The organism is Paraburkholderia sp. SEWSISQ10-3 4 (genome assembly GCF_030464785.1).
Classification (GTDB): domain Bacteria; phylum Pseudomonadota; class Gammaproteobacteria; order Burkholderiales; family Burkholderiaceae; genus Paraburkholderia; species Paraburkholderia aspalathi.
On the sequence record NZ_JALPRI010000020.1, the window covers coordinates 110,137 to 126,667 of the forward strand.

General features: G+C 62.8%; 19 protein-coding genes and 1 tRNA gene. 9 read left to right on the forward strand and 11 right to left on the reverse strand.

The window, feature by feature from the left end; all coding sequences use genetic code 11:
- Nucleotides 1-17 precede the first annotated feature (17 nt).
- The 4 genes from M0D68_RS28505 (at nucleotide 18) to lepB (ending at nucleotide 4,612) form a co-directional block, all read left to right on the forward strand.
- Nucleotides 18-1,589, forward strand: coding sequence for a mannose-1-phosphate guanylyltransferase/mannose-6-phosphate isomerase (locus M0D68_RS28505; RefSeq protein ID WP_093632558.1), 1,572 nt, complete (start codon nucleotides 18-20; stop codon nucleotides 1,587-1,589).
- Nucleotides 1,590-1,937: 348 nt separating this feature from the next.
- A complete protein-coding gene (locus M0D68_RS28510; protein WP_093632559.1) occupies nucleotides 1,938-2,654 on the forward strand; it encodes a FadR/GntR family transcriptional regulator in 717 nt (238 codons plus the stop codon).
- A gap of 142 nt (nucleotides 2,655-2,796) precedes the next feature.
- Entirely contained in the window at nucleotides 2,797-3,795 is a 999-nt protein-coding gene (locus tag M0D68_RS28515; protein WP_256456442.1) for a Gfo/Idh/MocA family protein, read from the forward strand.
- 118 nt (nucleotides 3,796-3,913) lie between these two features.
- Nucleotides 3,914-4,612, forward strand: coding sequence for a signal peptidase I (gene lepB / locus M0D68_RS28520; protein ID WP_200620430.1), 699 nt, complete (start codon nucleotides 3,914-3,916; stop codon nucleotides 4,610-4,612).
- A 42-nt stretch (nucleotides 4,613-4,654) separates the two neighbouring features.
- Here the strand turns inward: lepB and M0D68_RS28525 are convergent, their stop codons facing one another.
- The 7 genes from M0D68_RS28525 to M0D68_RS28555 all read right to left on the reverse strand — a co-directional run bounded on the left by M0D68_RS28525 (nucleotide 4,655) and on the right by M0D68_RS28555 (nucleotide 10,112).
- Nucleotides 4,655-5,314 (reverse strand): amino acid ABC transporter permease, encoded by a 660-nt coding sequence (locus tag M0D68_RS28525; protein ID WP_054034600.1) that lies wholly within the window; start codon nucleotides 5,312-5,314, stop codon nucleotides 4,655-4,657.
- Nucleotides 5,315-5,421: 107 nt separating this feature from the next.
- Entirely contained in the window at nucleotides 5,422-6,216 is a 795-nt protein-coding gene (locus tag M0D68_RS28530) for a cystine ABC transporter substrate-binding protein (protein WP_093632562.1), read from the reverse strand.
- Nucleotides 6,217-6,331: 115 nt separating this feature from the next.
- The gene (locus tag M0D68_RS28535) at nucleotides 6,332-7,393 is read right to left on the reverse strand and encodes a quinone-dependent dihydroorotate dehydrogenase (RefSeq protein ID WP_266226047.1); all 1,062 of its coding nucleotides are present in this window, start codon (nucleotides 7,391-7,393) and stop codon (nucleotides 6,332-6,334) included.
- 86 nt (nucleotides 7,394-7,479) lie between these two features.
- Nucleotides 7,480-8,301 (reverse strand): arginyltransferase, encoded by an 822-nt coding sequence (locus tag M0D68_RS28540; protein ID WP_093632564.1) that lies wholly within the window; start codon nucleotides 8,299-8,301, stop codon nucleotides 7,480-7,482.
- 119 nt (nucleotides 8,302-8,420) lie between these two features.
- Nucleotides 8,421-9,158: a leucyl/phenylalanyl-tRNA--protein transferase gene (gene aat / locus M0D68_RS28545; protein WP_054034598.1), complete on the reverse strand. Its 738-nt coding sequence runs from the start codon at nucleotides 9,156-9,158 to the stop codon at nucleotides 8,421-8,423.
- A 9-nt stretch (nucleotides 9,159-9,167) separates the two neighbouring features.
- On the reverse strand, nucleotides 9,168-9,713 hold the full coding sequence (locus M0D68_RS28550) for an NUDIX hydrolase (RefSeq protein WP_093632565.1): 546 nt from the start codon (nucleotides 9,711-9,713) through the stop codon (nucleotides 9,168-9,170).
- A 322-nt stretch (nucleotides 9,714-10,035) separates the two neighbouring features.
- A tRNA-Met gene (locus tag M0D68_RS28555) sits at nucleotides 10,036-10,112 on the reverse strand.
- 260 nt (nucleotides 10,113-10,372) lie between these two features.
- Between M0D68_RS28555 and M0D68_RS28560 the strand changes: the two genes are divergently transcribed.
- Both M0D68_RS28560 and M0D68_RS28565 read left to right on the forward strand, forming a co-directional pair.
- Entirely contained in the window at nucleotides 10,373-10,870 is a 498-nt protein-coding gene (locus M0D68_RS28560) for a heme-degrading domain-containing protein (RefSeq protein ID WP_200620431.1), read from the forward strand.
- Between the two features lie 4 nt (nucleotides 10,871-10,874).
- Complete coding sequence (locus M0D68_RS28565; protein ID WP_154561341.1) at nucleotides 10,875-11,213, forward strand: multidrug efflux SMR transporter; 339 nt, start codon at nucleotides 10,875-10,877, stop codon at nucleotides 11,211-11,213.
- 14 nt (nucleotides 11,214-11,227) lie between these two features.
- Here M0D68_RS28565 and M0D68_RS28570 read toward each other — a convergent pair whose 3' ends face one another.
- Nucleotides 11,228-11,611 (reverse strand): hypothetical protein, encoded by a 384-nt coding sequence (locus M0D68_RS28570; RefSeq protein WP_200620432.1) that lies wholly within the window; start codon nucleotides 11,609-11,611, stop codon nucleotides 11,228-11,230.
- A gap of 64 nt (nucleotides 11,612-11,675) precedes the next feature.
- Nucleotides 11,676-11,867 (reverse strand): hypothetical protein, encoded by a 192-nt coding sequence (locus M0D68_RS28575; RefSeq protein ID WP_093632567.1) that lies wholly within the window; start codon nucleotides 11,865-11,867, stop codon nucleotides 11,676-11,678.
- 266 nt (nucleotides 11,868-12,133) lie between these two features.
- On the opposite strand from M0D68_RS28575, the gene M0D68_RS28580 reads away from it, so the two are divergent.
- Nucleotides 12,134-12,418 carry a DUF1488 domain-containing protein gene (locus M0D68_RS28580; RefSeq protein ID WP_200620433.1) on the forward strand — a complete coding sequence of 95 codons (285 nt, stop codon included), beginning with the start codon at nucleotides 12,134-12,136 and terminating at the stop codon, nucleotides 12,416-12,418.
- Nucleotides 12,419-12,491: 73 nt separating this feature from the next.
- On the opposite strand, the gene M0D68_RS28585 is transcribed toward M0D68_RS28580, so the two are convergent.
- Nucleotides 12,492-13,502 carry an NAD-dependent epimerase/dehydratase family protein gene (locus M0D68_RS28585; RefSeq protein ID WP_266211577.1) on the reverse strand — a complete coding sequence of 337 codons (1,011 nt, stop codon included), beginning with the start codon at nucleotides 13,500-13,502 and terminating at the stop codon, nucleotides 12,492-12,494.
- A gap of 135 nt (nucleotides 13,503-13,637) precedes the next feature.
- Here M0D68_RS28585 and M0D68_RS28590 point away from each other — a divergent pair, with 135 nt between their 5' ends.
- Nucleotides 13,638-14,549: a TetR/AcrR family transcriptional regulator gene (locus M0D68_RS28590; RefSeq protein ID WP_211701669.1), complete on the forward strand. Its 912-nt coding sequence runs from the start codon at nucleotides 13,638-13,640 to the stop codon at nucleotides 14,547-14,549.
- A 46-nt stretch (nucleotides 14,550-14,595) separates the two neighbouring features.
- Nucleotides 14,596-15,732, forward strand: coding sequence for an enoyl-CoA hydratase/isomerase family protein (locus M0D68_RS28595; protein WP_200620436.1), 1,137 nt, complete (start codon nucleotides 14,596-14,598; stop codon nucleotides 15,730-15,732).
- 19 nt (nucleotides 15,733-15,751) lie between these two features.
- Here M0D68_RS28595 and M0D68_RS28600 read toward each other — a convergent pair whose 3' ends face one another.
- Nucleotides 15,752-16,177 carry a hypothetical protein gene (locus M0D68_RS28600; RefSeq protein ID WP_097392287.1) on the reverse strand — a complete coding sequence of 142 codons (426 nt, stop codon included), beginning with the start codon at nucleotides 16,175-16,177 and terminating at the stop codon, nucleotides 15,752-15,754.
- Nucleotides 16,178-16,531 lie beyond the last annotated feature (354 nt).

Consider the following 16,531-nt stretch of genomic DNA (forward strand, 5'->3'; position numbering starts at 1 on the left):
CATTGGGAGAGATTTGAATGAACGATTTTGCATTGCCGGTCACGCAGCAGGCGCTGGCACACGAGGCGCTGGCGTATTGCACCGTCCAGCCGGTGATTCTCGCGGGTGGCTCGGGCACGCGGCTATGGCCGCTGTCGCGCGAGCAAAGCCCCAAACAACTGATCAGCCTGTTCGGTGACGAGTCGCTGCTCGAATCGACAGTGCATCGGCTAGACCGTCTGTTTGCGCGGGAGCCCAACACGCACGCTGCACCGCGTTTCGAGCGGGCGGCGCCCATTGTCGTGTGCGGCGCCGAACTGCGCCTCGCGACCGTCGAACGGCTCGAGCGGTGCGACGGTGGGCCTCGCCTCCTGCTTGAACCTTCGCCGCGTAATACCGCGCCCGCGCTGACGCTCGCCGCGCTCGCCGCGCAAGCCGATATGCCGGACGGCCCGGACCCCGTGCTCATCGTGATGCCGGCCGACCACATGATTGCTGATAACGCCGCGTTCGTCGCTGCTCTCGCGCAGGCTGTGTTTCATGCCGCGCAGGGCGCGATTGTGACACTCGGCGTGCCGCCCGAGCGGCCGGAAACGGGCTACGGCTACATCCGCACCGGTGTGCCGGTCGGGCGGCAGGGGGCGCGTGCGATCGATGGCTTCGTCGAGAAACCGGATCGAGAACTGGCCGAGCGATATGTCGCCAGCGGCGAGTACTGGTGGAACAGCGGCATTTTCATTGTGCGTGCTTCGGTGTGGCTAGCTGCGATCGCGCGTTGCTGTCCCTTGATCGCCTCGACATGTGCGGAGTCGTTTGCGCGGGCGTCGCTTGACGGCGCCGGCGCACTTCATCTTGATCGCGCTGCTTTCGATGCATGTCCCTCCGATTCGATCGATTACGCAGTGATGGAGCATCTTGGTTCTGACATGCGGCTGACCGGTGTAGTCGTGCCCCTGGTCGCCGGCTGGTCCGACGTCGGTGCATGGGATGCGGTCTGGCAGTTGTCCGAGAAGGACTCCGATGGCAACGTCGGCCGCGGCCGGGTGGTGTTCGAAGGCTCGACCGACAGCTTCGCGCATTCGGACGGCCGACTGGTCGCATGCGTTGGCGTGACAGGCGTCGTGGTGGTTGAAACGGCGGATGCGGTGCTGGTCGCCGCGAAGGAACGCGTGCAGGAGGTGCGCGCAATTGTCGGCCGTCTGAAAGCGGAGCATGGTGCGGAAGTCCATGAGCACCGCAAGGTCCAGCGGCCCTGGGGCTTTTATGATTCGATCGACCGCGGCGAACGCTTTCAGGTGAAGCGCATTGTGGTGCAACCGGGTGGCCGGCTCTCATTGCAGATGCACTTTCATCGCGCCGAGCACTGGGTGGTGGTGCGCGGCACGGCGCGTGTCACGCGCGGCGAGGAATCCTTTCTGCTCTCGGAGAATCAATCGACCTATATTCCGCTCGGCGTCACGCACCGGCTCGAGAATCCGGGCAAGACGCCGCTGGAAATCATCGAGGTGCAATCAGGCGGCTATCTCGGCGAGGACGACATCGTGCGTTTCGATGATCAGTATGGCCGCGGCCAGGAGACCGGCAAAGCAGGCCCGGGCATTTCCAGCTAGTAACCCACAGAAGTCGGCTGGCGAGCCGGTTGGCCGCCGGCCCATTCCCCACCTCGTGTTGCGGATCAGACAAATCGATTCACTACGTGCGTCTTCGCACTATGCAAATTTTGCAACGCAGGCACGCTTGATACGCAAGCTTTTGGCCCGTCAAAACATGCGGCGTTACATGAACGAAACAATTCTTCAGAGGGATAACCCTCTCAGGACGTTTCCCAACTGGCGCAACCGTTTCGAAGCTAGCAACGTATCGTAAAAGAACAATTACACCTACATAAAACGACACATGAGGGCTGCTTGATCAACAGGCTACGCGGGGGCAAACACCGCTTCGGGGAGAGTATCAAAATGGAACAGGCAAACAAGGATCGATCGCTGGTCAGCAAGGTCATGGATGGACTCGTGACCGGCATCGTGGAAGAGAAGTATGGCGCCATCCTGCCACCGCAGGATGTGCTGTCCAAGGAGTTCGACGTCAGCCGCACCGTCATGCGCGAGGCGCTGTCGATGCTGCTCGCGCGCGACATGCTGGACGTGCGGCCGAAGATCGGCACGCGCATCCGGCCGATGAGCGATTGGCGAATGATCGACGAGGACGTCGTGAACTGGCGTTTTCGCGCGAAACCCGATCCGCTGTTTCTGCGCGACGTGATCGAGTTCCGCATCCTGATCGAACCGCGCGCCTCGGCGCAGGCGGCCGCGCGGGGTAGTGCGGCCGACATCGCGGCGATTCGCGAGGCCTTCGACGCGTTCCGCGCGATCCGGCCGGGCGAATCCGGCTATCAGGCCGCCGACGAGCTGTTCCATGCGCGCATCGTGGTGGCGAGCGGCAATCAGTTCTTCAAGCAGATGGCGGCCATCATTCGCGGCGCGCTGTCGACCGTCAACCCGATCGTCAATCAGAAGGACGGGATGTGGGAGAAGGCCGTGAGCACGCATCAGCGCGTGGTCGAAGCGATCGAACGGCGCGATCCGAAGGAAGCCGAAATCGCCTCGTTGGCGATGATCGACTACACCGCGGAAGAGATCGGCAGCAGCTTTACGTCGGAACCCCCGGTGCGCTGAGCACGGCCGCTACGGCGGCGACGGAGGTGCTTTCCTGCGAGGGGACCTTGCATAACGAACGGCGCGACAGCATGCCCGCGCATGCGCGCGTGGCTTGCGTCACAATAGCGCCTGTTCTGAACTGCACGGACTCGAAGGAACGATGACAATTGCAACGCAGGAAACCCCCGCGGGCGGCACGATTCGCTGGGGGATCGTCGGGACGGGCCGCATTGCCCGTCGCTTCGCTCAAGGGCTCACTCATGTGCCGCAGGCGTCGCTGAGCGCACTGTGGTCACGCCGCGCCGAACCGGCCATGGCCTTCGCCGCGGAATTCGGCGGCGACGTGTGCGCGAGTTTCGACGCGCTGCTCGCGAGCGGTATCGACGCGCTTTATATCGCCACGGTCCAGGACAGTCACGCGGATTACGCGATCGCCGCGCTTAAAGCCGGTCTGCACGTGCTGTGCGAAAAACCCGCCACCATCAACAAGCCGCAACTCGAGCGTGTGCTCGAGGTCGCGCGCGCCGAGCAACGGCTTTTCATGGAAGCCATGAAGCCGCCGTTTTATCCGCTCTACAGAAAGTTGCGCGCGCATCTGGATGCCGAGCCGATCGGCGAGGTGGGGCTCGTGCGCGCCGGCTGCTCGGTGCCGGGCGTGCCGAACGATCATCCATCGTTGTCGTTCGAGCATGCGGGCGGCGCGCTGCTCGATATCGGCGTCTACGAGATGTTTCTCGCGGTCGACTGGCTCGGTGCGCCGCGTGAGGTGCAGACGCTCGGGCGGCTCGGCTCGACCGGCGTCGATATGTTCGCGAGCCTGAACAGCCAGCATGAACGCGGTATCTCCCAGTTGTTCTGCGGACTCGATCTGCACGGCAAGGGCGACGCGTTGCTGATGGCCACGAGCGGCCATGTCACGATTCATGAACCCTGGTGGAATCCGTCGCGTGCGACGATCCGCTACGGCGACGGTCGTGTGGTCGAGCTCGACGAGCCGTTCGAAGGCGGCGGTCTGAACTACGAGACCGCGCATTTCTGCGAACTGATTCGGGCGGGGCAGATTGAGAGCCCGCTGATGCCGCACAGCAAGTCGCTGCAGATGATCGAAATGGCCGATGCGGCGCGCGCCGCGTTGGGGCTCAAGTTCGCCGGGGAGTGAGAGTCCGTCGCTGCGTTGCTTTCCGCGGCGGTGGTACGATTTGCGCGGGCACGTGGACTCGACAAAAAAGGGCCGCGTACCCACAGCTTTCGATCACCTTCCACTGGAGCCGCCTGCGATGCGCATGCTTGGAAAACTGTGGCGCGACAACAAGAGCCTCGTCGCCTTTCTATTCCTGATGGTGCTGTTTCGCAGCGCCGTGGCCGACTGGAACGTCGTGCCGAGCGGCTCGATGTTGCCGACGATTCGCGAAGGCGACCGGATTTTCGTCGACAAGATGGCCTACGATCTGCGCGTGCCGCTCACGCACATCACGATCGCGCATCTGCACGATCCGCAGCGCGGCGACATCGTCACGATCGATTCTTCGGCTGCGCATGAGTTGATCGTCAAGCGTCTGATCGGCTTGCCCGGCGACAGCGTCGCGATGCGCGACAACGTGTTGTACGTGAACGGTGTGCGGGCTGATTATCAGCCGCTCAAACTCAAGCCGCTGCCGGGCGATGCGACATCTCCCGGCGACTATCTGACCGAACGCTTCGACGGCGTGACGCACACGGTGCGGCTCGCGCCTGACGCGCCGAGTCCGCGCAATTCGTTCGGCCCGGTGGTCGTGCCGCAAGGCGAGTATCTGATGCTCGGCGACAATCGCGACAACAGCGCCGACTCGCGTTACTTTGGCTTCTTTCCGCGCAAGGAACTGATGGGCCGCACGCGTCATGTCGCGTATTCGCTCGACCCGGACCACTACTACAAACCGCGCTTCGAGCGCTTCGGCGCACCGCTGGATGCGGCGTCGCTAGCCGCCAGCCGGTAGGCTGCGCGGCGGCGTTACGGGTTCAGCTGGGTTCAGTTCACTTCAGTGACGTGACGGCAGCGCCAGGCGCTTTTCGTACCAGTGCTGCACCCACTCGAGCACCTGGCACAGCACCCAGTAGACCGCGGCGGCCGCGAGATACAGCGGCAGCGGCTGATAAGTCGACGCGATGATTTCCTGCGCGCTGCGTAGCAACTCGGTCACGGTGATCACCGACACCAGCGACGTATCCTTGATCAGGCTGATCAAACTGTTCGACAGACTCGGCACGGCGATGCGCAAGGCTTGTGGCGCGATCACGTAGCGCAGCGTCTGACGCCGCGAGAGCCCCAGGCTATAGGCGGCCAGCCATTGGCCGTTGGGAATGCCGAGAATCGCGCCACGCATGCTCTCCGACAGATACGCCGCCACGTTCGCCGACAACGCAATCACGCCCGCGGGCGTGGGGTCGAGCGAAATACCGAGACTCGGCAAGCCGTAATAGATCACGAAGATCTGTACCAGCAGCGGCGTACCGCGGAACACGCTGACATACACACGCGCGATCCAGTTCAGCGCGCGGTTGTGGCTGACGCCCATCACCGCGAGCACGGCGCCGGCAATCAGGCCGAAGATCATCGACAGAACCGCGAACTTGACCGTCAGGACGGCGCCCTGTGCGAGCACAGGAAGCGATTGGACGAGCAGGGAAGTGGTGGACATGAGCGGTGGGTAAGGTTGGCGCGCAGAGTGCGCATGGGCGCACATGATAGACAAAAGCGAAGGGCGGCATCGTCGACGATGCCGCCCTTCGTTTCATCCAGCGTGCGTTACTTGATCGGCTTGCTGACGTCGATGCCGAACCATTTGTCCGAGATCTTCGAGAACGTGCCGTCCGCTTCGAGCTGGGTCATGGCGTCGTCGATCGCCTTGGCGAACTTCGGGTTGCCCTTTCTGAACGGAATACCCGACGGGTTGCCCGCGCCGACCGTTGCGCCCGTGCGCAGCGGCAGTTGCGAGTTCTTCATCAGATACGCGAGCATCAGGCGGTCGTTCAGCGCCGCATCCAGACGGCCGGAGGCCAGATCGCGCAGGTATTCGGGTGCGCCCGGATACGTCTTCACGTCGATGCCCGGCACCGACTTCGCCATGTCCATGTAGTTCGTGCCCAGACCGACGCCGAGCTTCTTGCCCTTCAGATCGTCGAGCGATTTGAACTGGCGCGTGTCGTCCTTACGCTGGATCAGTTGTGCTGCCGAGTACGTGTACGCCGGCGAGAAGTCGAGCGCCTGCTTGCGTGCGTCCGTAATGCCGACCTGGTTGACGATCACATCGAACTTGTTTGCCTGCAGACCGGCGATGATGCCGCTCCACTCGGTCGTGACGAATTCCGGCTTCACGCCGAGCTTGGCGGCAACGGCCTTGGCGATGTCGACGTCATAGCCGACCAGTTCGCCTGACGGCGCTTTCGAATTGAACGGCGGGAAGGTGCCTTCCAGGCCGATGCGCAGAGTGCCGCGCTGTTTAACCTGGTCAAGCAGGTCGTCCGCATGGGCGGTGACCGCAGTAAACGACGCGCCGATCAGGCCGGCGACGAGCATCTTTTTCAGCAAGCCAAATTTCATCGAGTTCCTTTTTGTTCGTCTGGCGTTTTAACAGACGAAAGCATAGCAAAGCAGACTATCGAAACTTAAATACCGTTTGTTTATGTCTATATTACGGAGGCGGGCCGGGGGCGGCTTAGCGCAGCGCCTGCGCGCATTCGGCCACCAGCGCGGGTCCGCGGTAGATGAAGCCGGTATAGAGCTGCACCAGCGAAGCGCCTGCCGCGAGCTTGGCCCGCGCATCTTCGCCCGAGAAAATCCCGCCCACGCCGATGATCGGCACCGCTTCGCCGACTTCGGCGCGCAGCTTGCGGATCACTTCGTTCGACGCGTCGAACACGGGCTTGCCCGACAGGCCGCCGGCTTCGTCGCCGTATTGCATGCCGGTGACGGCGGTGCGCGACAGCGTGGTGTTGGTGGCGATCACGCCTTCGAACTTGTGGCGCAACAGCGTATCGGCGATCGATTTGATCTGTTCGTCGTCGAGGTCCGGCGCGATCTTCAGGGCGAGCGGCACTAGCTTGCCGTGCATGTCGGCGAGACGCTGCTGCTTGTCCTTGAGCGCGGCGAGCAGCGCGTCGAGTTCGCCCGCGCCTTGCAGCTGGCGCAGATTCTTCGTATTCGGCGACGAGATGTTGACCGTCACGTAGCTCGCGAACGGGTACACGCGTTCGAGGCAGTACAGATAGTCTTCGGCGGCGCGCTCGATCGGCGTGTCGGCGTTCTTGCCGATGTTCAGCCCGAGAATGCCGCGATAACGCGCGGCCTGCACGTTCTTGACGAACTGGTCGACACCCGCGTTGTTGAAGCCCATCCGGTTGATCACGGCATTCGCCTCGGGCAGGCGGAACATGCGCGGGCGCGGATTGCCCGGCTGGGCGCGCGGCGTGACCGTGCCCACTTCGATGAAGCCGAAGCCGAGCGCCGCCAGACCGTCGATGCACGCGCCGTCCTTGTCGAGACCCGCGGCAAGTCCGACCGGGTTCTTGAACGTCAGCCCCATTACGGTGCGCGGCGAATCCGGCACGTGTGGCGCGAGCGCGCTTGCGAGGCCGGTGCGGCCCGCGGCGCCGAGCGCGCGCAAAGTCAGGTGGTGAGCGTCTTCCGCGTCCATGCGAAAGAGTTGGGCGCGTACGAGCGGGTAGAGGGAACTGAACACGGGACGAAGCCGGGCGGCCGGAAAATGGTAACCCGCCATTTTACCGGCTTTGGGGCATTAATGAGACTAACTGGGAGGGACTGATGTGGCCAGGTTGTGCACGTTATGGCTACGTTATTGCCAGGTTAAGGCCGCAGCGGCCCGCGCCTGCCCTGAATCGCCAGATCGACCGGCGGCAGATCGATGCTGGTTGGATCGAGCACCTTCCAGACACCATCGATCAAACCTTCGAGCGGCCGGAAATTCGCCTTGTAGGCCATCTTCGGACTCTCGCGAATCCAGTAGCCGAGGTACACGTAGGGCAGCTTGAGGCTCCTTGCCTGCTCGATCTGCCAATAGATGTTGTAGGTGCCGAAGCTGGTGTGCGGCAGACCCGGCTCGAAGAACGTGTACACCGACGAGAGCCCGTCGCCGAGGATGTCGATCATGCTGATCATGCGCAGAATGCCCGGCGCTGACGGATGGTCCGGCAGCGGCTCGCGGAATTCCACTAGCCTCGAGTTGATCCGGCTCTGCAGCAGGAACTGTTCGTACTGGTCGCGGCTGTCGCGGTCCATGCCGCCGCCGGCATGCCGTGCCGACTGATAGCGCATATAGAGCGCGTAGTGTTCTTCGTCGTAGTGCAGCGGGGCGACCGTTGCGATCAGCTCGCCGTGCTTCTTCCAGACCCGGCGTTGCGTGCGGTTCGCCTCGAAATGATCGACCGGCACGCGCACTGGCACGCAGGCGCGGCAGCCATCGCAATACGGTCGGTAAGTGAACACGCCCGAACGACGGAAGCCAGCTTTGACGAGATCGGTATAGACGTCGGAGTTGATCAGGTGACTGGGCGTGGCGACTTGCGAACGCGCGATGCGTCCATCCAGATAACTGCAGGGATAGGGCGCCGTTGCATAAAATTGCAGCGCTGAAAGCGGAGAAAGAGGCAGCTCGTTGGGATGAGTCACGTTGGCAGCTCTCGTCGAAGCGTCTCTGGTATTGCAAACCCGGCGCCTTGCGGTTTGAAACCCGCGGCTCGTGACCCGCGGCTCGGTAGGCGACGGATCCGGATTCGGCCTGATTCTTCCTACGCCGCCGGCGCGACGACATCGCGCAAGACGGTCTTGTCGAAACGCCAGGGAATCGGCGGTGCGTCGACAGACGCGCGAACATGCGCGATGAACGCTTTGCGCGCTATCTCGCGACCGCCCAGCGACGCCAGATGCGACGTGTTCTGCTGGCAGTCTATCATTTCTATTTCGTGACAGCGCAAGTGTCCGACAAGCGCGGCCAGCGCCATTTTCGACGCATCGGTGACCTCGGCGAACATCGATTCGCCGAAGAACATCCGGCCGAACGACACCCCGTATAAACCGCCTACACGCTTGCCTTCGAACCAGGTCTCGATGCTGTGCGCATCGCCGACCCGGTGCAGCGACGAATACGCTTCGACCACGTCCGCGGTGATCCACGTGCCGCGCTGGCCGCGCCGCGGCGCCTGCGCACAGGCGCGCATCACGGCGGCAAAATCATGGTCGACGCGGATTTCCCACGCGTCCTCGCGCAGCACGCGCTTGAGCGTTTTACGCAGCGACGGCGAGAGTTTGAACTCGGCAGGGCGCAGGATCATGCGCGGATCGGGACTCCACCACAAGACCGGCTGACCGTCCGAATACCATGGGAAGATGCCGCGCCGATAGGCGTCGATCAGCCGCGACGGCAGCAGGTCGCCGCTGGCGGCGAGCAGGCCGGGTGCGCCGCTTGCCGCGCCGAGCGCGCGCTCGACGGAGGGAAACGGATCGTCAGGTCCGAGCCAGGGAACCATGCGCGCCGCTCAACCTTCGCGCAGCGAGCGGAAGATGTCGCCCGTGTGCAGGCCGTAACTACCGGCCGCACGGTCGGCGAAAAAGAAGCGCAAGGTCTGGCCGACGGTGGGGAAGGCGATCTCGTCCCACGGAATCTCGTGTTCCTCGAAGAGTTTGACTTCGAGGCTTTCCTCGCCGGCTTCGATGTCGAGGTCGAGCAGGCGCGCCATATAGAACAGATGCACCTGATGCACGTGCGGCACGTTCAGCAGCGAGAACAGGCTCTGCACCTCGACGCGCGCGCCGGCTTCTTCCAGCGTTTCGCGCGAAGCCGCTTCGGCGGTGGTTTCACCCATTTCCATGAAGCCTGCCGGCAGCGTCCAGTAGCCGTAGCGCGGTTCGATTGCGCGACGGCACAGCAGCACTTTGTCGTCCCAGACCGGGACGGTGCCGACCACGTTGCGCGGATTCTGATAATGCACCGTGCCGCAACTTCCACACACGAAGCGCTCGCGGTTGTCACCCGGCGGAATGCTCAGGCTGACGCCGTGGCCGCAGACAGAACAGAATTTCATAGGAAGGGGACGAGAAAGGGTGATGGGAGTTTATCACTGGGGCGCGCTTTGTCAGCAGCGGGCCATGGCGGTGTCTGCCAGTCGGTGCGGAGTGAGGAGATTTCGCTGATCAGGCGCCCCGTCGACGCGACGGTATTGCGAATACCGCAGAGGAAAAATGCGGATATGTTTGGAGTCCGGATCAACGAGTGCAAAGCACGAGCGGGCGTGTGAGCGCGCGCAATCTCGAAGCGGAAAGCAGGAGGCAGAAAACAAAAAAGGCCTGCCGGTTGGGCAAGCCTTTGAAGTTTTTTCGACGTCTTCGAACCAATTTAGTGCTACTTGGTTGCGGGGGTAGGATTTGAACCTACGACCTTCGGGTTATGAGCCCGACGAGCTGCCAGACTGCTCCACCCCGCGTCCGTCGAAGAAAAGATTATAGAACAAAGCGGAGACCAACGCAATAGCTAGTTAAGGAGCGACTTCAATACGCATCGCTGGGGTGTGGACCTTAAAGCGGAACGCCAAAGCGCAGCAGCCTCCAAAGTCGCGGCATGAATTGCCAGCGTCGTATGCCGGAAGGCCCGCGTAGCGCGCTGCGCTAGAATCCAGGTTCTCTTCGCGCGCCGGGATGCATGTGCAACGGCCTGCGCTTCACTTCTTACCTTGTTCAGAACTCCATGGATATCGCTCACGATCTACAGGTGATTGCCGCTCAGGAACAAGCGCTGGTGTTCCCGCAATTCGATACCGACCGTGCATGGCAGATCGGCGCCTATCTGCACGAAGTCGCGAAAGCACGCGGCATTGCAGCGGCTATCGACGTGCGCACATTCGGTCAACCGCTGTTCTTCAGCTTGCTCGAAGGCGCGACGCCGGACAACGTCGACTGGGCGCGTCGCAAGGGCAACACGGTCGCGCATTTCCGCCGCAGCTCGTACGCGATCGGTTTGAAGATGCAACAGGCGGGCAGCACGCTCGCCGACAAGCACGGTTTGCCGGTCACGGAATATGCGTCCCACGGCGGCGCGTTTCCGTTGACGGTGGCGGGCGCCGGTGTGATCGGCTCGATCACGGTGTCCGGTTTGCCGCAACGCGCCGATCATGAGCTGGTGGTGGAAGCGCTGTGCGCGCACCTCGGCCACGACTACAGCAAGCTCGCGCTTGCAAAGGCCTGAGGCGATGCGGATGCCTCCTTATGCATTGCTCGCTATTGCGATCGTTGCCGAAGTCATCGCGACTTCCGCGATGCGGGCCTCGGAAGGTTTTTCGCGGCTGCTCCCCGCAGCGGTCGTGGTGATCGGCTACGGCATCGCGTTCTATTGCCTGTCGCTCACGCTGAAGACTATTCCGGTGGGCATCGTCTACGCCGTGTGGTCAGGCGCCGGCATCGTGCTGATCACGCTGGTCGCGGTCGTGATGTACCGGCAAGTGCCGGACGTGCCGGCCATCATCGGACTCGGGCTGATCATTGCCGGGGTCGCCGTGCTCAATATGTTCTCGAAGATGCAGGCGCACTGAGCGCCCACTGAGCGTTACTTGCAGCGCACGATCATCGAACGGTTTTTCACGTTGGCCGAGACAACGTTCGTGACGCTGCCGCCCGCGGTGCCGCCTTCGTCGTTGTCTTTCGACACGATGTCGTAGCCGGTTGCGCCACATGCCTTGCCGGCCTGCACGTAGCAGGAAGCCCAACTGGACGCGGCGTCGGCGCCGCTGCAGTTCACCGCAAAGCCGGTCTGGCCGTTCGGCAGATTGATCAGCGAGGTGGTGTTCGACGATGCGCAGCCGGTGAGACCCGCGCCGAGCAGCACAGCGGCGGGCAGCGCGGCAGACAGGGAAGCCCTGCGCACGAGAGCAAGCGCGGCGCTGCTGGGTCGGAAGCGGCCGGAGCGGCGCAGTTGCGTCATGAAATGCATCGTGATGTTTCCTTTCAAATAGGTATCGAGACTCGCCACGCACACCGGCGGTGTGCCCACAAGGTTAAGGCGTTTCGATCGTGATGCCTGCCGCGCGGACCATTTGGCGGCTTTCCGAGCCGCTTTCGGTCGCTGCGTCTTCCCAGATGCTAATGGCTTTAGGAATGTCGATGCCGTGGCTTTCGGCATAGGCAAACCAGGTGTTTGCCGCATCCGGCTCAGGCAGTTCGTGGTTCTGCAGAAAATATTTTCCCATACTGTGCTCGTTGACCTCGAAATGGCGTCATTGCGTCAGCACGGATCGTGCCGGTGAACCAGTTCGACAGGGGTAGTCGGCACAAGTGCAATCCGGTGTGTCGATTTGCATCCGTAGCTTACGGGCATGGGGCGCGCGCCGTTGATCGGGCAGACGCTGGAGGGTGGACCGCGGTCCAGGCGCGCGAGTAACATATCGGGCATATCCGGGGGCGGCCGGTTCTCCCCGGTGTCCATTTCCTGCCGGATCCTTCTGATGAGGCGACCATGGAAATTCGGTTTCCCGCGGACGCGCCCGCTTACCGCGACTCCAATCTGACGGTGGTCTTTCGCGCGCTTGTGGACGGCGAACCGGTGCCGTGCGCGATCTCCGTCGAGGCGCTCGAAGACCACTTCGGCGCGTACACCGAGGATCTCGACGGCTGGATGCGCGCGTTCGACGCCGGGCGTCCGCGCATCGAGGCGGTTGCGCGCGAACATTTGCAGATCAGCAATGGCACGCCTGTCCTGCTCAAGAGCGGCCACTTTCCGCCCGGCAATATGGCGGGCTGATCCTGTTCGTTCGCACACGCACGAATCACGCGCTTCACATCCGCTCGCTTGCGAAAGCCGTCCACATCGACAATCAGGCGGTTTTCGCGGCGTCCCGGTGCGTGTCCGTATTCACCGATGCCGCTGCGCGCGCGGCGTCGAACGCTTGCCGGATACCGTCTTTGTACGAGGTTTTGGCGATCGGGCCGATCAACTGTGTCAGTGCCGAGTCGTCGAGCACAACCGGCTCGGTCATCAGGTAGTTCATCTCCACCAGTTCTCGCATAATCGGATTGAAGAGGCCGAACACGCGCAGCAGCGTCTTGCCGGCCACCATCAGTTTCGGCTCGCGGCCCGCCAGCGCATAGGCCTGTCTCGCCACTTCGCGCTGCGTGATCGTGCCCGTGCCGGCCAGATGCCACCAGCGGCCGTACGCTTCCGGCGTACGTGTGAGTTTCTCGACCACCGGGCCGATATCCGGCAGGTAGATGAATTCGTGCGGCACATCGACCGGCCCGATCACCTGCGCGCGCTTGCCGTGCGCCGCGCCCTCGAATATGCCGTTGATCAGGCTGCGTTCGATGCAGTGGCCGTAGAAATCCGGCAGGCGCAGCACCAGGGTCGACAAACTGGTCGACCCGCTCGCGCGTCCGTGTGCCGCCAGCACCAGTTTTTCCTGCTCGAGCCGCATCTTGCCTTTGAACGTATGGGGCTCACGCGGATGATCTTCGTTAATCGGATTGCTGCGCGCGCGGCCGTACGGATACACGGTGCCGATCAGAATGAAGCGTTCGACGCCTGCCGCCGTCACGCCGTCGAGGGTTTTTTGCATGAGAGGCGGATGTGAGGCGAACTGATCGTAGGGCACGCCCACCAGGTAGATCACCGTCTGCAAACCGGCCGCAGCGGCGCTGATCGAAGCCGGGTCGTCCGGATTCCACGTGACGATTTCCGCATGCGGGTCGTGGCCGAAGGCCGCCTCGAGCGGCGCGCGCGAGCGGCCGACTACCCGATAATCCCGGCCCGCCGCGCTCAGCGCCGCCCCGATGATTTGACCGGCGGCGCCGGCAGCACCGAATAAACCCACTTTCCCTGTAGCTTGCATGAACGACTCCTGAAGACGGCGCCGCATCGCGCCTGGATGAGCTTGTCTGATCGATGAGAATTTAGTGAACACTGTTCAGTAAACGGTGTTCAGTTTAATTTGACTTTTCAGTTTGTCAAGCCGAAAATGCGCGGCATGGGAATCGTCGAACGAAAAAGCCGTCAGAAACAGGCGCTGCGCGAACGCATCCTCGATGCAGCGCGGCGCATCGTGATGCGCGAAGGCTTTGCTGCGCTTTCGATGCGCAAGATTGCCGACGCCATCGAGTATTCACCCGCCACGCTGTACCTTCACTTCGCGAGCCGCGATGAAATTGCGCAGGCCTTGTGTGCTGAAGGTTATGCGCAATTGCTGGCTACCTTCGTGCCGCTCGCGCAGATCGCCGATCCGGCTGAACGCCTGAAGGCGCTCGGGCGTGCGTATGTGGCATTCGGTGTTGCGCATCCGGAAACCTACCGGCTGATCTTCATGGAAGACCCGAGCTACACGGGCGCGGCGCTGGGCGGGGCGGCTGGTGCGGCTCGCAAGGGTGTGGATGGGGCGCTGGCAGCGGTCGTGGATGCAGGCGCTGGTGCCGCGAACGAAACGGCGGAGGCTACGGTCGCTGGGACAGCCGCAGCAGGAACAACCGCCTCAGGAAAAGCGAACCTCGCGCCCGCGAAATCAGACGACGACCCCGGCGATGCCGCGTTACACATCATGCTGCGCGCGCTCGAAGAGTTGAAAGCAGCAGGGCGCTTGTCTGCATCGATGGACGTGGCCGTGTGGGCGGAGGCGTTCTGGGCGACCCTGCATGGCATCGTCGCGCTCAACCTCACATGCCCCGTGTTTCCGAGCGCGCCGCTGGATACGGTGGTGGGCGTCGCGCTTGATACCTGGCTAGGTACGCAACCCGCCGGGCAACCGCAAGGCGCCGCAAAATCCACGCGTGCCGGCAAGAAAAAGTCCGCTGAAGCGCCAGCGCAATCGCACTCCGAAGCGCACGCAGAATCGCCCGCTGAGACGGGCGTCAAACCCGCCACCAAGCCCAAAGCCGCGAGCGCGTGATAACGTTCAGTTCCGGTTCATTTCGCGCCATCGCGCCAAGCTCTCCATGTCTATTTCCGCCTCGCCCGCCGTCAGCGACGAAGTCGCGACTTACGTAGCCAACGGCATCGGCTTCATCGAACTGGAAAGACCGAAGGCGCTCAACGCGCTGTCTACCGGCATGATTCTCGCGATGCACGCGGCGCTCGAGCAGTGGCGCGAAAATCCCGACGTGCTTGCCGTAGTAGTGCGCAGCCAGCATCCGCGCGCGTTTTGCGCGGGCGGCGATGTGCGCTTTCTGTACGAGTCGGCGCAGCGCGGCGAGCATGATGCGCGCGATACGTTTTTCACCGAGGAATACCGGCTCAATCACGCGATTTTCACGTACCCGAAGCCGTATATCGCCTTGACGAACGGTGTCGTGATGGGCGGCGGCATGGGGATTTCGCAGGGCGCGCATCGTACCGGCGGCCTGCGGGTGGTGACAAACTCGACGAAGATGGCGATGCCGGAGACCCGCATTGGCCTCTTTCCCGATGTCGGCGCGAGCTGGTTTCTGGCGCGCACGCCGGGCGCGCTCGGCCGATATCTGGCGGTCACAGGGGAGACGATCGGCGCAGCAGACGCCCTCTACGCAGGTCTCGCCGACGCCTATATCGACGACGCGGCATTGCCCGCGCTAGTCGATACATTGCGCAGCGAGCCGTTTGAACGAGGTGCAGACGTGGTGGCGTGTATCGAGCGTGAGGCCGCCAGGCATCAGGTCGCGCCGGAGCCCGACGCTTCACCGCTCGCGAGCACGCGCGCGTTGATCGATCGGCATTTCGCGTTACCCGACATGACGCGGATTCTCGCGTCGCTGGAGCAGGAACGCGAGCACGGCGGCGATTCTGCCGATTGGGCTGAGCAGACGATTGCCGTGTTACGCGAACGTTCGCCGTTGTCGATGGCTGTGTCGCTGGAAGTGGTGACGCGCGCGGAGGGTTCGATGGCCGACGTGCTGCGCGGCGATCTCGATCTGACGCGCACGTGCTTCGCGCATGGCGACACGATTGAAGGGATTCGCGCACGCATTATCGACAAGGACAACGCGCCGCGCTGGCGTTTTGCACGCATCGAAGACGTGAGCGCCGCCGATGTGGCGAAGATGTTCGAAAGCCCGTGGCCGGCAAACGAACACCCGTTGCACGATCTGCGCGGTTAAGCAGGCACCAGTAAGACCCTCAGTCTTCGTCTTCGCTCGCCATGAATGCGCGCATGAACACCAGCGCGCCCCAGCCCCACATCGCGTTCGCCGCGAAACCCACCGCGAGGCGCGGCAGCATGTTGCCGCTCGGCCAGATGCCGCGCAACGGATCGACCACAAACACGCTCGCCGCCGTCAACGCGAGACCACCGAACACGAAGGCGGGCACCCACGGCGCGCGGCGCCCCGGTGCAACGCGCAACAGCCACGCCATGAGCACAGCCCAGAATGCGCTCCAGATCGCATTGGCAATAAACTCCGGCAGCCCGAGCGGCAAAAACGGCGCGGTTGAAAAACCGGTTGGGTCGATCAGACCGGCTGCGTGCAGCAGCGCCAGAGTCGATTCATGAAAAAACAGGGAAGCCAGAAAACCGGCGACGAACGGCAGGATGAGTTTTTGCATGCATTGCACCGCGAGAGATCAGGCTGCGTGGTTCACGCGGCCTGCACCGGATTATTGGAAACGTGGCGCCATTATATATAGGGGTACCCCGCTTCCAGCGTAGGTAAGGCGCAACATCCGTATGCTTTAGCGTCGGGCTAATCACGAAAGTGGAAAACCTAAGCTAAAAAAAATCGTTCAAAAGCCGCGCCTCGATCCATAGACTGTTTCTCCATGCAGACGGTGTTTGCCGCCGTCGCCCATTTAATCGAGCGCATCACGCGCACGTCTGGTCGAGGGAAGCCGTCGCGATGTCCTGCCTGATGCCGATCTTCAGCCGCTCCATGGCACACACGCGCTTGCGGATGCGCTGTC

Bases quoted from the DNA above. Each gene is read 5' to 3' on its own strand.
- M0D68_RS28505 (WP_093632558.1), top strand. From the start codon at position 18: ATGAACGATTTTGCATTGCCGGTCACGCAGCAGGCGCTGGCACACGAG.
- M0D68_RS28510 (WP_093632559.1), top strand. From the start codon at position 1,938: ATGGAACAGGCAAACAAGGATCGATCGCTGGTCAGCAAGGTCATGGAT.
- M0D68_RS28515 (WP_256456442.1), top strand. From the start codon at position 2,797: ATGACAATTGCAACGCAGGAAACCCCCGCGGGCGGCACGATTCGCTGG.
- lepB (WP_200620430.1), top strand. From the start codon at position 3,914: ATGCGCATGCTTGGAAAACTGTGGCGCGACAACAAGAGCCTCGTCGCC.
- M0D68_RS28525 (WP_054034600.1), bottom strand. From the start codon at position 5,314: ATGTCCACCACTTCCCTGCTCGTCCAATCGCTTCCTGTGCTCGCACAG.
- M0D68_RS28530 (WP_093632562.1), bottom strand. From the start codon at position 6,216: ATGAAATTTGGCTTGCTGAAAAAGATGCTCGTCGCCGGCCTGATCGGC.
- M0D68_RS28535 (WP_266226047.1), bottom strand. From the start codon at position 7,393: ATGGCGGGTTACCATTTTCCGGCCGCCCGGCTTCGTCCCGTGTTCAGT.
- aat (WP_054034598.1), bottom strand. From the start codon at position 9,158: ATGGTTCCCTGGCTCGGACCTGACGATCCGTTTCCCTCCGTCGAGCGC.
- M0D68_RS28550 (WP_093632565.1), bottom strand. From the start codon at position 9,713: ATGAAATTCTGTTCTGTCTGCGGCCACGGCGTCAGCCTGAGCATTCCG.
- M0D68_RS28560 (WP_200620431.1), top strand. From the start codon at position 10,373: ATGGATATCGCTCACGATCTACAGGTGATTGCCGCTCAGGAACAAGCG.
- M0D68_RS28565 (WP_154561341.1), top strand. From the start codon at position 10,875: ATGCGGATGCCTCCTTATGCATTGCTCGCTATTGCGATCGTTGCCGAA.
- M0D68_RS28570 (WP_200620432.1), bottom strand. From the start codon at position 11,611: ATGCATTTCATGACGCAACTGCGCCGCTCCGGCCGCTTCCGACCCAGC.
- M0D68_RS28575 (WP_093632567.1), bottom strand. From the start codon at position 11,867: ATGGGAAAATATTTTCTGCAGAACCACGAACTGCCTGAGCCGGATGCG.
- M0D68_RS28580 (WP_200620433.1), top strand. From the start codon at position 12,134: ATGGAAATTCGGTTTCCCGCGGACGCGCCCGCTTACCGCGACTCCAAT.
- M0D68_RS28585 (WP_266211577.1), bottom strand. From the start codon at position 13,502: ATGCAAGCTACAGGGAAAGTGGGTTTATTCGGTGCTGCCGGCGCCGCC.
- M0D68_RS28590 (WP_211701669.1), top strand. From the start codon at position 13,638: ATGGGAATCGTCGAACGAAAAAGCCGTCAGAAACAGGCGCTGCGCGAA.
- M0D68_RS28595 (WP_200620436.1), top strand. From the start codon at position 14,596: ATGTCTATTTCCGCCTCGCCCGCCGTCAGCGACGAAGTCGCGACTTAC.
- M0D68_RS28600 (WP_097392287.1), bottom strand. From the start codon at position 16,177: ATGCAAAAACTCATCCTGCCGTTCGTCGCCGGTTTTCTGGCTTCCCTG.